The 13,829-nt window shown below is 67.0% G+C and carries 11 protein-coding genes and 1 pseudogene; all 12 read right to left on the reverse strand.

What is annotated here, in order from left to right:
• Positions 1-5: 5 nt before the first annotated feature.
• Complete coding sequence (locus JD971_RS09270; protein WP_202082850.1) at positions 6-737, reverse strand: hypothetical protein; 732 nt, start codon at positions 735-737, stop codon at positions 6-8.
• Positions 737-1,621, reverse strand: coding sequence for a bifunctional methylenetetrahydrofolate dehydrogenase/methenyltetrahydrofolate cyclohydrolase FolD (folD, locus tag JD971_RS09275; protein ID WP_371809520.1), 885 nt, complete (start codon positions 1,619-1,621; stop codon positions 737-739). The genes JD971_RS09270 and folD overlap by 1 nt, the downstream gene beginning before the upstream one ends.
• Before the next feature lie 4 nt (positions 1,622-1,625).
• The gene (locus tag JD971_RS09280) at positions 1,626-1,919 is read right to left on the reverse strand and encodes a YggT family protein (protein WP_202082854.1); all 294 of its coding nucleotides are present in this window, start codon (positions 1,917-1,919) and stop codon (positions 1,626-1,628) included.
• A gap of 109 nt (positions 1,920-2,028) precedes the next feature.
• Positions 2,029-2,541 carry a hypothetical protein gene (locus JD971_RS09285; RefSeq protein ID WP_202082856.1) on the reverse strand — a complete coding sequence of 171 codons (513 nt, stop codon included), beginning with the start codon at positions 2,539-2,541 and terminating at the stop codon, positions 2,029-2,031.
• Positions 2,538-3,452 (reverse strand): acetylglutamate kinase, encoded by a 915-nt coding sequence (gene argB / locus JD971_RS09290; RefSeq protein WP_202082857.1) that lies wholly within the window; start codon positions 3,450-3,452, stop codon positions 2,538-2,540. The genes JD971_RS09285 and argB overlap by 4 nt, the downstream gene beginning before the upstream one ends.
• Before the next feature lie 36 nt (positions 3,453-3,488).
• A complete protein-coding gene (locus JD971_RS09295; protein WP_202082859.1) occupies positions 3,489-4,469 on the reverse strand; it encodes a bile acid:sodium symporter family protein in 981 nt (326 codons plus the stop codon).
• A 30-nt stretch (positions 4,470-4,499) separates the two neighbouring features.
• Positions 4,500-7,286: a phosphoenolpyruvate carboxylase gene (locus JD971_RS09300; RefSeq protein WP_202082861.1), complete on the reverse strand. Its 2,787-nt coding sequence runs from the start codon at positions 7,284-7,286 to the stop codon at positions 4,500-4,502.
• Positions 7,283-7,897, reverse strand: a complete 615-nt coding sequence (gene eda / locus JD971_RS09305; RefSeq protein WP_371809523.1) for a bifunctional 4-hydroxy-2-oxoglutarate aldolase/2-dehydro-3-deoxy-phosphogluconate aldolase — start codon at positions 7,895-7,897, stop codon at positions 7,283-7,285. The genes JD971_RS09300 and eda overlap by 4 nt, the downstream gene beginning before the upstream one ends.
• Positions 7,898-7,961: 64 nt before the next feature.
• Positions 7,962-9,792 (reverse strand): annotated as a pseudogene (gene edd / locus JD971_RS09310) (phosphogluconate dehydratase).
• A 128-nt stretch (positions 9,793-9,920) separates the two neighbouring features.
• Positions 9,921-11,393 (reverse strand): glucose-6-phosphate dehydrogenase, encoded by a 1,473-nt coding sequence (gene zwf, locus JD971_RS09315; RefSeq protein WP_202082865.1) that lies wholly within the window; start codon positions 11,391-11,393, stop codon positions 9,921-9,923.
• A 130-nt stretch (positions 11,394-11,523) separates the two neighbouring features.
• Entirely contained in the window at positions 11,524-12,324 is an 801-nt protein-coding gene (locus tag JD971_RS09320; RefSeq protein WP_202082867.1) for a transglutaminase family protein, read from the reverse strand.
• Between the two features lie 100 nt (positions 12,325-12,424).
• Positions 12,425-13,798, reverse strand: coding sequence for a lipopolysaccharide biosynthesis protein (locus JD971_RS09325; protein ID WP_202082869.1), 1,374 nt, complete (start codon positions 13,796-13,798; stop codon positions 12,425-12,427).
• Positions 13,799-13,829: the final 31 nt, after the last annotated feature.

The following is a 13,829-nucleotide window of genomic DNA, read 5'->3' on the forward strand; positions in this document are numbered from 1 at the left end:
TTGGCTCACTGCTCTCTTGCGATGCCGGCGCCCGGCGGGGCCACCGTCTGATGCAGGACGCGGACGAATTCTTCCCCGTCGAACACATCGACCGTCACGATGCGGCCGCCCCACGGATCGACCCGCCCGCCCCAGCGCAGCGTGCCATCGTCGGACGCGCCACCGAACCAGTCGCCCTCCACCGGGGCGACGGTGTTCAGCGAGGCTGGCGGCAACCAGTCGCGATCCGGGCATTGCGCGACATGGGCGTCGAGTGCCTCCCCGGTGCGGACGCGGCCCGTCGTGGTGTCGCCATGGTTCATGACATAGCGATAGGAGCCGTCGCGCTGACGCTTCCACACGGTGGTGAACCATCCCCGCGTCCCGTCCCAGCGTTGCCAGCCGCCTTCGGTCACGGCGATCGAGCCGTCGCAGCTGGTCCACAATTCGCGCGGGCGCCAATCGGCGGCGCGGGGCGGATTGGGACGGTCGCGAAGCCATTCGCGCGCGCCCACCCGGCCCGGCACGAACAGGATCGCATCATCGGCCGCATAGTCGCGAAACGCCGTCCATTGCCCCTGTTCGCGCGCGGCGCGGGCAAAGGCGATCTCGGTCGCGGCGACGGCGCCCGGTTCCGCAATGGGGGGCAGCGCCATGAACGCGGCATCGTCGGCGCGGGTGGATGCGGCCCCGCCGCCCGGACCCGCGCAGGCAGACAGCGCCGCTGCGGCGAGCATGGCGAGGCCGACGCCCCGCATCACAGCGCCGCGCGGTCCACGCCCTCGCGCCGGCACGCGGCGTCGAGCGTATTGTGCAGCAGGCACGCGATCGTCATCGGGCCGACCCCGCCCGGAACCGGGGTGATGGCGCCCGCGACATCCTTGGCGGAGGCGAAATCGACGTCGCCGACGAGGCGGGTCTTGCCCTCTTCTTCGCCCGGCACGCGATTGATGCCGACGTCGATGACGGTCGCGCCGGGCTTCAGCCAGTCGCCCTTCACCATTTCGGGGCGGCCCACGGCGGCCACCACGATATCGGCGCCGCGCACCGTTTCGGGAAGGTCGCGCGTGCGGCTGTGCGCGATGGTCACGGTGCAGCTTTCGCGCAGCAGCAATTGTGCCATCGGCTTGCCCACGATGTTGGAGCGTCCGATCACCACGGCGGATTTTCCCGAAAGATCGCCCAGCACATCCCTGAGCAGCATCAGGCAGCCGAGCGGCGTGCACGCGACGAACCCGGGCAGTCCGGTCAGCAGCCGTCCCGCGCTCGCCGTGGTGAAACCGTCGACGTCCTTGTCGGGGTCGATCGCCTGAATGACCGCATTCTCGTCCATGCCTTCGGGGAGCGGCAATTGCACCAGGATGCCGTCCACGCGGGCATCGCCGTTCAATTGCGCGACGAGGCTGAGGAGGTCGGCCTCGGCCGTATCGGCGGGAAGGCGATGTTCGAAGCTTTCCATGCCGGCGGCAATGCAAGCCTTGTGCTTCGACCGGACATAGACCTGGCTCGCCGCGTCCTCGCCGACGAGAACGACGGCGAGGCCGGGTTTGCGGCCCGTCTTCGCGGTAAATCCGGCGGTTTCGCCCGCGATCCGTTCGCGCAGCGAGGCGGCGAATGCCTTTCCGTCGATCAGCGTGGCCATCGGATCAATACCCCGACGCGGCAAGATTGTTGAGCACGATCTGCAGGATCTGCAACCCGATGAGCAGGACCAGCGGGCTGAAATCGATGGCGCCGGTGCTGGGCATGATCCGCCGGATCGGGCGCAGGATCGGATCGAGCAGGGCGGACACCGCGCTGTAGATCGCGGCGACGAACTGGTTCGAGGTGTTGACCACGTTGAACGAGATCAGCAGCGACAGCACGAATTGCGCAATCACGAGAAACACGATGACCGAGACCAGCAGGTCGACGATCTGTATGAGGGTCAGCAGCAGCACGGCGGCAATATCCTTGGGCTCGATGGCGGTCGGGGAACGGGCCTCGTCTAGCCGAGAAGGCGGCGTCGCATCAACTCCGCAATACCCCTGCGTCGTGCGGGGCGGGGCCTTAGTTGTCGAACTTGATGCTCTCGATCCGCCAGCTCAGCTGTCCGGAATCGGCGCCCGGCACGTCATTGACCCGGCGCAGGGTCATCGTGCCCGCCAGCGTCTGATCCGTTTGATCGACGCCGCGGCCCGCGATTTTTACCGGGACCTGGTAATAGGACGATCCCGCCGCCCCCTCGGCGCGGCCTTCGCCGAAGGTCACGGTAATATCGCTCAGATTGGACCAGCGCGGCGCGGTCCCGCCGCCGCGCACGTCGCTGCGCCAGGCGCGCCGGGCGGCCTCGCGCTCGTTCGCCTCGACCGCCTGTTGCCAGTAATCGAGCAGCGCCTGCGGATCGGTTTCGTCCGGGCCGGGCAGATCGGCATTGAACGCCGTGGGTGTCGGCGTCGGCGTGGGGGTCGGCGTCGGTGCGGGCGCGGCGCTTTCCTGCACCGGCGACGGGTCCGTTCCCCCGTCGCAGGCCGACAGGGCGAGCGCACAAAGCGCGAGGAAAGTAGCGTTTTTCACCATCATTGCGCTCTTATAAGCGTGCCCGCGCCCTTTTCGGTAAAAATTTCGAGCAACATGCCATGCGGCACCCGCCCGTCGAGCACGACGGCCGCCTCGCACCCGGCCTCGACCGCCTGCACGCAGGTCTGAAGCTTGGGGATCATGCCGCCTGAAATCGTGCCGTCATCCTCGAGCCGGTCGATGTCCTGCGGCGTGAGATCGGTGAGCAACGCGCCGTCCTTGTCCATCACGCCCGCCACGTCGGTCAGCAGGAACAGACGGGCCGCGCCCATCGCCGCCGCGACCGCGCCCGCCATCGTATCGGCATTGATGTTGTAGGTATGGCCCTCGCGATCCGCCCCAATGGGCGCGATCACCGGGATCAGCCCCGACGACACGGCCGTCTCGATGATCCGCGTGTCGAGATGTTCGGGCTCGCCCACGAAGCCCAGATCCACGGCCTGCTCGATATTGCTGTCGGGACGCTTGCGGGTGCGGGTCACCTTGCGCGCGGTGACCATGCCGCCATCCTTGCCCGAAATGCCGAGCGCGCGGCCACCCGCGCCATGGATCCAGCCGACCAGCTCCTTATTGATCGCGCCGGACAAAACCATCTCGGCGACCTGCGCGGTTTCCTTGTCCGTCACGCGCAGCCCGTCGACAAAGCTCGATTCCACGCCCAGCTTTTTGAGCATGGCGCCGATCTGTGGACCCCCGCCGTGCACGACCACGACATTGATGCCCACCGCGCCCAGCAATACGACATCCTCGGCAAAATCGCGTGCCGCCTCGGGATCGCCCATCGCATGGCCGCCATATTTGATGACGAAGGTGCGCCCGGCATATCGCTTCATATAGGGAAGCGCCTCGACAAGGATTTCCGCCTTGGCAAGCATGGTGTTCGTGTCGAGAGGGCTGTTTGCGGGTTCGGTCATGTCGGGGATCGGCTTTGCACCACCGGATGCGGCGAATCAATCGGCCTTTTGCGCGGGCGGCGGGCTCATGCGCGATGCGTAACGGCGGGCGAGCCAGGCGCAGGCGATCAATTGCACCTGGTGAAACACCATGAGCGGGAGGATGATGAAACCGACCGTCGCCGCGGGAAACAGCACGCCGGCAATGGGCACGCCGGCGGCCAGGCTTTTCTTCGACCCGCAGAATTGCACGACGATGCGATCCTCCCGCGCGAAACCGAGCCAGCCCGATCCGACCCACGATATGACGAGCACGACCAGCAGCAGCACGACCGACAGCCCAAGGATCAGCGCAATCTCGCCCGGCCCGGTGCGTTGCCACAACCCCTCCACCACCGCGGCGCCGAACGCGGCATAGACCACCATCAGGATCGCCCCCCGGTCCGCATAGGAAACGAGCCGCTTGCGCCCCTCGATCCAGGTGCCGATCCACGGGCGCATCGCGTGGCCGATGGCAAAGGGCGCGACGAGTTGCAGGGCGATGGTCACCGCCGCCGCGCCCGACACATGCGCCCCGCCGTCTCCCCCGATCAATGCAGTCACCAGCAATGGCGTCACCACCACGCCGAGCAGGTTCGACAGCGCCGCCGCGCACACCGCGCCCGCGACATTGCCGCCGGCGATCGCGGTGAAGGCGACGCTGCTCTGCACCGTGGAGGGCGCGGCGGACAGGAACAGCACGCCTGTCGCCAGATCAGGGTCGATCGCGGGCAACGCCGCCAGCGCAAGACCGAGCAACGGAAACACCGCGAATGTCATGGCCAGCACGGTGAGATGCAGCCGCCAGTGGGTGACGCCCCGCACGATCGCGGCGCGCGACAGTTTCGCGCCGTGGAGGAAGAACAGGAACACGATGGCCGCATCGGCAACGAACGCCACGACCGGCGCCGCCCATCCGCGCGCGGGCAGGACCGATGCGATCCCCACGGTCAGCAGCAGCCCGACCACGAAGGGATCGGGGCGGAAACGCGCCCACATGCCCTGTTCCTCCGCCCCCTTTACCCGTGCCTAGCCGTGCGCGCCGAATTCGTTGGCGATCGCCGTCCCGATGCGCAGGACGAGTGCGTAGGCCTGCTCGATCGGTTCGATATAGTCGCGGTGGATCGCGCGATAGCCACCGTCGCCGCCGTCGGGATATTCGCTCGGCGCGTCGACGTCGAAATCGTCGATGGACGGGAAGGTGACCGGGAACGCACGCCGCATCTGCGCCAGCGCATCCTCGATCCGGAGCGTGAACACCATTTCGAGCACGTCCTCGCGGCTGATGTCGTTCGAGCGGCTGAAGGCCGGCATCTGCACCGCGCGCAGGAACATGTGCTGCAACAAGGCCAGCCGGATCGCCTGCAACACGCCGATGGTGCGGCGCTTGTGCTCCCGGTCGGAGAGCGGCATGCCCCACTCCTCCTTCGCGCCGGGGATCGCCTCCAGCAGCCGGTGGAAATGCAGCGCATCGACGCGCAGCCGCGAGGCCAGCCGCCGGAACACGCCCGTGCGGTCATCCTTGGTCAGCATTTCGGCAAGGTCGAGACACGCATCGGTCAGATGCGTTTCCGTGCCGCGATAGGGGCGGCTGGCCCAGTAGGCGGAGTTGAACAATTCGCCGAAGGCCGCGACGGTCTTAATGCTGGCCAGCGCATCCGAACTGCGCACGAGGCGGAGCAATTGTTGTCCGCGCTCGCTTTCGCTGAGCAGGTTGGCGATTTCCTCGTGATTGGCGTCGGCGGCGGTGCCGAAACCGGCGATGATGTTCACCGGGTAGCCCAGTTGCTGTAGAATCGCATTGTGCGGAATCGCGCGGATCTGGCGCAGGCTCATCTCGCGGTCCGCCGACAGGTCGGACTGCCGCCGCGACCGGCGCGACCCCGTATCGTTGAGCAGGCCGAGGCCAAAGGCCGTGATCGCGCGTGAATAGGTCCGGCTGATCAGATGGTTGTGCTGCACCCGCCGGATCGCGCGGTAGAAATCGAGGCTGAGGTCCGTCCGCCTGTAGAACATGTCGGTCGGCACGTCGGGATCGGCGGTATTGGGCGGGTTGTCCGCCATGCGCGCCAGCGTGGCGAGCGCGAGTTCGGGCGTTCCGAACCACATGTAGCCATCGCCCCCCTGGAAACTCACTTCGGGCTCCAGCCGGATCGCGCGCCGCACGAACCGCCGCCGCGCCCATGGCGACAACGGCCATTCCAGCCTGTCCTTCATCGAGGCGGGATGCGCGCCGCGGCCCATCCCCTCGCCATGGGTGTTGAAGATCAGCGCCGCGACCTCGTTCAGCCCGTTGGCGTCCATCGCCTCGGCCAGCCGCCCCTGCAGCCGTTCGATGGCGAGGCTTGCCGGAATCTGCCCCACGAAACGCCCGGCGTCGGAAAACCCGGTCTGGATCGCGATGCGGCCCCGGCGGCGGGCATATTTCTGGAACACCTCCTCGGCGAGAAGCGCATCGAGGAAGCGCCCCCCATGTTCGAGCGCGGCCTCCGTCTCGAACAAAGGCGACACATCGACCTTGTCCTCCACCCCGAACAATCGCGCGAAATAGAGCGCGGCAAGCACGGTCTGCGGCTGTTCGCATTCGGCGATCAACATGCGGATCGGCGCATCGGCGTCGATATGCGTGAGGATCTGCTGCATCGCGAGGAACTGGCGGATGGCCGTCGATGCCTCGATCCCCAGCGCGGCGAAATTGCTCTGGAGCGGGGTCAGCTCCTTGATCGCGGTGCGGATCGCGCTCAGCGCCGCCTGGCTCGACAGGTCGAGGCGGTTCTGCGGATCGACGCGGCGGCGGATCGCGTTCTTCAACTGCGAGGCGTTCACCCGGAAATGAATGTGCCCCATGCCAAGGCCATCGGCCCGCATCGCCGCCACCGTGGTTAGCAGCGTGGTCGCCGTATCGTCGTCGGCATCCTGCGCGCGCCCTTCGAGCCCGGCGATGATCGGTTCCAGCGTGGTGATCTTTGCGTCATCATCCGCGGTCAGCGAATTGGCCGCGTGCGACAGCGCGGCGGGGTCGGACATGTCCTTCCCGAACAAGACCGCCATGCGCGAGGTATGGTCGGCCGCGGCGGCAAGCTTGCCTGCAATGTCGGGCGCGGCGGCGGACAGCATGCCGGCATAGCCCGCGAGCCGCTCCGCCTTTTCCTGAAGCCGGTAGCGGATCGACGTGTTCCACCCGATATCGGTGCGACCGTCCATGTCGTAGCCGACCCATGTCGCCAGCCGCAGCGGCACGGGCTTGAGCGTGCGCCAATCCTCGGGCCAGCGATCGCGCGCGGTTTCGAACATATGGCGCACGACGCGGTCGCGGGCGCCCTGCGCGCGTTCGATGGCGCGCATGGCGGCATCGTGTTCGGAATCCAGCGTGATCTGCACCCGTTCGTGCGGGGCGGTGCACACCTGGTCGCCGTCGACGTCGCCCTTGCTCGCCGCCTCGGTCACGGCATTCGCCTGCGCCGGGGTGAGGAGGAAGGTCGGGTGCGCGGTGAACACCACGTGCATGAGCGGGGTGCCGAACCGCGCGGCGTAATCGGCGAATGTCTCACCCTCGCGCGGGTCGAAGCTGGCGAGATTGGCGTCGGTCGCGATCGGTTCGAGCATGCGGTGCAGCTTGTGCGCGCGCGCCTGCATCCCCTCGCACTCAAGCGCGGAAACCAGCCCGTCCAGCTCGCGAAGATCGGTCTCGCCCGATTCGAGGTCGCGGCTGAATTCCAGGCCGAGCTGAAACACCGGGTTGAACATCGGCGTTTCGCGCGTGCGGCGGTGCAGTTCGCGCAGGCGTTCGTGCAGATTCTCGATCTTCGGGCTCATGCGCCGAGCTCCGCAGCCTTTTGGGCGAGCGCCACGATTTTGCTCTTGTCCGGCGCACCCTTGGGCGCGACCCAGCTGCCGCCGACGCACAGGATTTGCGGATGGGCAAGCCATTCGGGCGCGGTTTCGGCCGAAATTCCGCCGGTGGGGCAGAAGGCGACGGTGCCGAACGGCCCGGCAATCGCTTTTAACGCAGGCAGGCCGCCGCTCGCTTCGGCCGGGAAGAATTTGAAATGGGTGAGGCCCATGTCCATGCCGCGCATGATGTCGGAGGCATTGGCCGTGCCGGGGAGAAAGGGAATGCCGCTCGCGATCGCGGCCTTGCCCAGCGGCTGCGTCAGGCCGGGCGAGACCACGAATTCGGCGCCCGCCCTTTCCACCGCCGCCAGATCGCGTTCGTTGAGCACGGTGCCCGCGCCGACGATGGCGCCGTCGACGCTCTTCATCGCGCGAATCGCGTCGAGGGCGCAATCGGTACGCAATGTCACCTCAAGACACGGCAGCCCCCCTTCGACCAGCGCTTCGGCGAGCGGGATGGCATGGTCGATATGCTCGACGACCAGCACGGGGATCACCGGCGCCTTTGTCATGATGTCGCGGATCTGGGTCATGGTCATGGCTCCTGTGTAGGGCGGTCATAGGCCCGGCGGCATCGCCCGGCGGCAAGGTGAGGCGTCAAAGCCCGGCGTGGGCGAGGATGGCGGAGGCGCCCTTTTCCGCGCCATCGGCACCGGCGCGCATCATGGCGAACAATTCGCGGCCCACGCCCATCGCCGGCTCCGGGGCGGGGGCAGGGGTGCGGGCGGACAGGTCGGCACTGGTGGACAAGGTGCCCGACGCCGCGTCGACGCGGACGATATCGCCATCCTGCAACAGCGAGAGCGGCCCGGCATTGCCCGCGGCATCGGGCAGCGCCTCGGGCGTGCAGTGGATGGCGGCGGGCACCTTGCCCGATGCGCCGGACATGCGCCCGTCGGTGACGAGCGCCACGTTGAAGCCGCGATCCTGCAACACGCCGAGCGCCGGGGTCAGCTTGTGCAATTCGGGCATGCCATTGGCGCGCGGCCCCTGGAACCGGACGACGACGACGACGTCGCGTTCAAGCTCGCCATCCTTGAACGCCTTGGTGACGGCTTCCTGCGTGTGGAAGACGCGGCAGGGCGCCTCAACGGTCCAGCGTTCGCGTTTCACCGCGCTGGTCTTGATCGTCGCACGGCCCAGATTGCCGGTAAGCAGGCGCATGCCGCCATCGGGCTGAAACGGGTCGGTCGCGGGTTTGAGCATTTCGTCGTCGCCCGATTGCGCGGGCGCGGGGTGCCAGACCAGCGCGTCCCCCTCCATCGACGGTTCGCTCGCATAATCGCGCAGGCTGTCGCCGCCCACGGTGCGGATGTCCTCATGCGCGAGCCCGTTGTCGAGCAGTTCGCGAATGACATAGCCCATGCCGCCCGCCGCGTGGAAATGGTTCACGTCGCCCTGCCCGTTGGGATAGACGCGCGCGATGAGCGGGACCGCCTTCGACAATTCGTCGATGTCCTGCCAGTCGATGATGACCCCGGCGGCGCGGGCAAAGGCGGGGATATGCAGCACGTGATTGGTCGATCCGCCGGTCGCCAGCAGGCCGGCGACCGCGTTCACGATCGCCTTTTCGTCGACGCATTCGGCGAGCGGGCGCGGATCCTCGCCCTTGGTCGAGATTTTCGCGAGCCGGTGCACCGCCGCACGGGTCAGCTGCGTGCGCAATTGCGTGCCGGGCGTGACGAAGGCGGCCGCCGGCATGTGCAGGCCCATCATCTCCATCATCATCTGGTTCGAATTGGCGGTGCCGTAAAACGTGCAGGTGCCCGGCGAATGGTAGGACGCGTTTTCCGACGCCAGCAATTCGTCGCGCCCGACCTTGCCCTCTGCGTAAAGCTGGCGCGTCTTCTGCTTCTGGCTGTTGGTGATCCCGCTCGGCATCGGGCCGGAGGGGACGAGGATGCACGCAAGATGCCCGAACCGCAGCGCGCCGATGAGCAGGCCCGGCACGATCTTGTCGCAAATGCCGAGCAGCGCCATGCCGTCATACATTTCATGGCTCAACGCGACGGCGGTCGACAAGGCGATGGTGTCGCGCGAAAACAGCGACAGCTCCATGCCGTCCTGCCCCTGCGTCACGCCGTCGCACATGGCTGGCGTCCCGCCCGCGACCTGCGCGGTGGCGCCGACTTCGCGTGCGAAGAGCTTCATCTGTTCCGGGTACCGGCCATAGGGCTGATGCGCGGACAGCATGTCGTTATACGCGGTCACGATGGCGAGATTGGGCCGGGCCGCATCGGCGACGCCGCCCTTGTCATTGCCCATGCCGGCCATCGCGTGGGCGAGGTTGGAGCAGGCGACCTGGCTGCGGTCGGGGGTGCGGTCGCCCTCGCGGCGCATGAGGTCGAGATAGCGTTGCCGGCTCTTCTTTGCTGTTGGCGATGATCCGGTCGGTCACGCGGGCGACGGCGGGGTTCAGATCTGCCATGGGCCTCTTTCTTCAATCAGGGGGGCGCAGGCCTTTTTCGCCAGCGCCTTCGCTTTGCCAATGCAACACGCGCGGATCGGTGCCCCGAAAGGCGCCGGCACCCTGCGCTTTATTCGTATGCGCGCGCTCTACTCATGCCAGGTCACGCCGTCCCGTTCGGCCAGCGCGATCGCGGCGGACGGGCCATAGCTTCCCGCGGTATAGGTCTTGGGCGAAATGTCGTGTTCGTCCCAGGTGGCGCGGATCGCATCGATCCAGTCCCACTGCGCCTCCACCTCGTCGCGGCGCACGAACAGGGTCTGATCCCCCTCGACGAGATCGAGGAGCAGCCGTTCGTATGCGATGCGCCGTTCCGGCCCCGCGAACGCATCGGGCATCGTGATGTCGAGCGGGACCGAACGCAGGCGCAAGCCTTCGCGGTCGAGGCCCGGCACCTTCGCCATGAGCGAGAGACGGATGTTTTCCTTCGGCTGGATCCCGATGACGAGCGTGTTCGGCTGCGTCCGCGCGCCGCGTCCCGCGAAGATGGAAAACGGAACGTCGCGGAATTTCACGATGATCTCGGTCGTGCGTTCGGGCATGCGCTTGCCCGTGCGCAGGTAGAAGGGCACCCCCTTCCAGCGCCAGTTGTCGACATGCGCCTTGATCGCGACGAAGGTCTCCGTATCGGAATCCTGGCCCAGCTCCTCGTCATAGCCGGGGACGGCCTTGCCCGCGATGGCGCCGGCGCGATATTGCCCGCGCACGGTTTCATCGCGCGCGACCCGGCGCAGCGAACGCAGCACCTTCACCTTTTCATCGCGGATCGGGGTCGCATCGAAGCTCGTCGGCGGTTCCATCGCCACGAGCGCGAGCAATTGCAGCATGTGGTTCTGCACCATGTCGCGCAGCGCGCCCGCCCCGTCGTAGAACCCGACCCGTCCTTCGAGGCCCACGGTTTCGGCGACGGTAATCTGCACATGGTCGATATGCGCCGCATTCCACAGCGGTTCGAACAGGATATTGGCAAAGCGCAGCGCGAGCAGGTTCTGCACCGTCTCCTTGCCGAGATAATGGTCGATGCGGAAAATGCGGTGTTCGGGAAAGGCCGCGGCGACCGCGTCGTTGATCTGACACGAGGTGGCGAGATCGGTGCCGAGCGGTTTTTCAAGGCCGATGCGCACATTGCCCGACGCAAGGCCATTGGCCTGAAGTCCCGCGATCGTCGGTTCGAACAGGAAAGGCGCGGTCGACAGGAAGATGGAAAGCCCGCGATTGTCGCCGGTGTCGACGCCGCCGACCTTCTTTGCCAGCACGTCGAACCCTTCGGGCGTCGACGCGTCGAGCGCCTGATAACTCAGCTTTTCAAGGAACGGCTCGATCTTCACGGCGCGCCCGGCGGGCAGGAACCGGGTCAGTGCCTCGCGCACGAATTCGCGGAAACCGTCGTCGTCATATTCGGATCGCGCGGTGCAGATGATGCGAATATCTTCGGGCAGCAACCCATCGGAATCGAGTGCGCAGAGCGAGGGCAGCAGCATGCGTTGCGCCAGATCGCCCGTCGCGCCGAACAACAGCAGCTTGTTGGCCGTGAAATGCGGTGCGGCTGCCGTTTCGGTCATAAACGCGAGATACTCCCTTGTGTCGCGGGCGGTTGCGGCCTCGCCCCCGGTTGTTAGCAGGTGCGGCGCGCGGTGCAAGCGCCGCCCGCGCCGATCTGTCCCGCCTTATCCGCGCGTGACCGACCCGAGCTTATCCGCGTGTGACCGAAATGCGCTTGTCCTGCATTTGCGCGAGGCCATAGCTGGTGAGGAAGCTGACGTCGGCGGCATCGCGCCCGACGCCGATCTTCACGATCTCGCCGGCGGTCGCCATGTGCGTCGCATCGACGAGATGCCAGGCGCCCGACCCCGGCTCCCCCGTTTCATCGGCCAGGAACACCTCGGCGACGGCGTGGAAATCCTGCGGCGTGACATCGGGGGCATAGCAGCTGACGAAGCGGGCCGGGATCGCGGACGCCCGCGCCATGGTGCACACGACATGCGCATAATCGCGGCAGATCCCCTGCCGCTCGACAAAGCTGTCGAGCGCGGTCGTGGTCGCGTTGCTGCTGCCGGGGACGTAGCTGAAATTGTCTGCGACCCACTGCACCATCGCATTGATCCGCGCGCCGCCGGACAATTCGCCGAACTCCGCCTCGACAAAGGACTGAAACCGGTCGGCCGGGCAATAGCGCGAATCGAACAGATAGGGCACGGTCGCGCCCGGCAGCTGATGCGGGGGAAGCTGGTTCAGCGCGGCCAGATCCACCAGATGCCGGTCGATGTCGGCGGTGATCCGGTAATCGGCGGTAAAGTCCCCTTCGCAGCGCAGCCAGACGCGCGTGCCGATGGCATCCTCGCCCGAAATATGCGCCTCGTGCTCGCTCGCGCTGATGGCGAGGCCGGGGCCGGACAGGGCCTGCTCGGGAATGGCGGCGGCCTCCATCTGCAACAGGAAATCGGTCGGTTCCTCGAAACGATAGGCGATATGCGTGTCGACATGGATGATCATCGGGGGCGGGCTCTCTTCGAAAGGGGGATGCGCGCCGCGTGCACGCATGTGATTAACGCGGGGACAGGCGAATTTATCCGGGCAAAACGTCCGGGGCGGGTCATTCGTGCGCGTCGGGGTCGGGCGGCAGATCGTTGCCCGCGTGCGCCGGTGCAGGCCCCGCATCCCGGCCCGGCCCGCGCCAGACCGCGATCACGCGCAGCACGAGCGCCGCCACCGTCGAGACGAGCACCGACCACGCAATGCCGAGCGGGCCGTAGCGTTCCAGCGACACGGCAATCCCGACGAGCATGATCGCGAGCGTCGCCAGCCGGATCACGACCAGCTGCCGCGTGCGGTCCGTCGCGAGCAGCAGCGGGTCGATCGACACGCTGCCCACCTCCAGCGCCGCGGAAATGCCCAGCAGCAGCAGCAGGGGATAGGCGGGCAGGTACTCCGCCCCGCTCATCAACAGGATGAGCGGCTTGCCCAGGAACACGAGCGCCACCGCGATCACCGCCGCGGCCAGCCCCGCCGCCGCGCTCGTCCGTTTCAGCACGTGGGCGATTTCGCGCCGCGAAAGATCGCGGTCGGCATAGGCATGGCTGCGCGCCATTTCGGTGAAGATCGCGCGGCTCAGCATCTGGCTGACCTTGGTCATGGAATTGGAAAGCTGCGCCGCGAGCCGGTAATAGCCCGCCGCGGCCGCCGCCCCGAAACTGCCCAAAAGCAGGATCGGCGCCTGCGAGATTAGCGTCGTCACGGTAAGGTTGATGTTCGAGGCGAACAGGAACCGCCACAATCCGGGGAAATTGCGGTGGATGCGAAACGGGTTGGTCAACCGTATCCGCCGCACGATGCCCGGCGCATGGCGATAGGCCAGTGCCCAGTAGGCGACCGACGTGGCCAGCTCCGACGCCATCCATGCGAGGATGAACCCGTCGATGCTCGGCGCGAAGGCAAGCGCCACGAGCGCGCCGATCATGCGCACCACCGGCATCGCCGTTTCCGCCGCCGCGCCCGCCCCGAACCGGTCCAGCATCCGCAGCAGCCCCGTCGGCGTCGAATACAGCCCCAGCAGGAGCACCGCAGTATAGATCGCGCCCCAAAGCTGCACCACAGGTTCCCAGCCCAAAAGATCGCCGAGCCCGAAACAGATCATCGGCCCCGCGATCAGCCCGATGGCCGAGGTCACCAGATCCACCGTCAGCGTCGCACCCAGCAGCCGGCCCAGTCGGCCATCCTCGTGCGTTTCGCCATATCCATGCCCGAACTTCACCACCCCCTGCCAGCTGTCGAAGGTGATGAACCGCTTGATGAACTGCGCGATGGTGAGCACGAGTGCGAACACGCCGAAGCCCGACGGGCCGAGCGTGCGCGTCACGATGGCGAGGTAGAACAGCGAGAGCACCGCGCCCACGCCCTTGCCCGACAGCAGCCAGCCGGAATTCTTCGCCACGCGCAGGAGCGGGGACGCACCGGACCCGGATGCCATCAATCTGCGGAGCATTGCGAATGCCATGCGC

This window comes from Croceicoccus sp. YJ47, assembly GCF_016745095.1.
In the GTDB taxonomy this organism is placed as follows: domain Bacteria; phylum Pseudomonadota; class Alphaproteobacteria; order Sphingomonadales; family Sphingomonadaceae; genus Croceicoccus.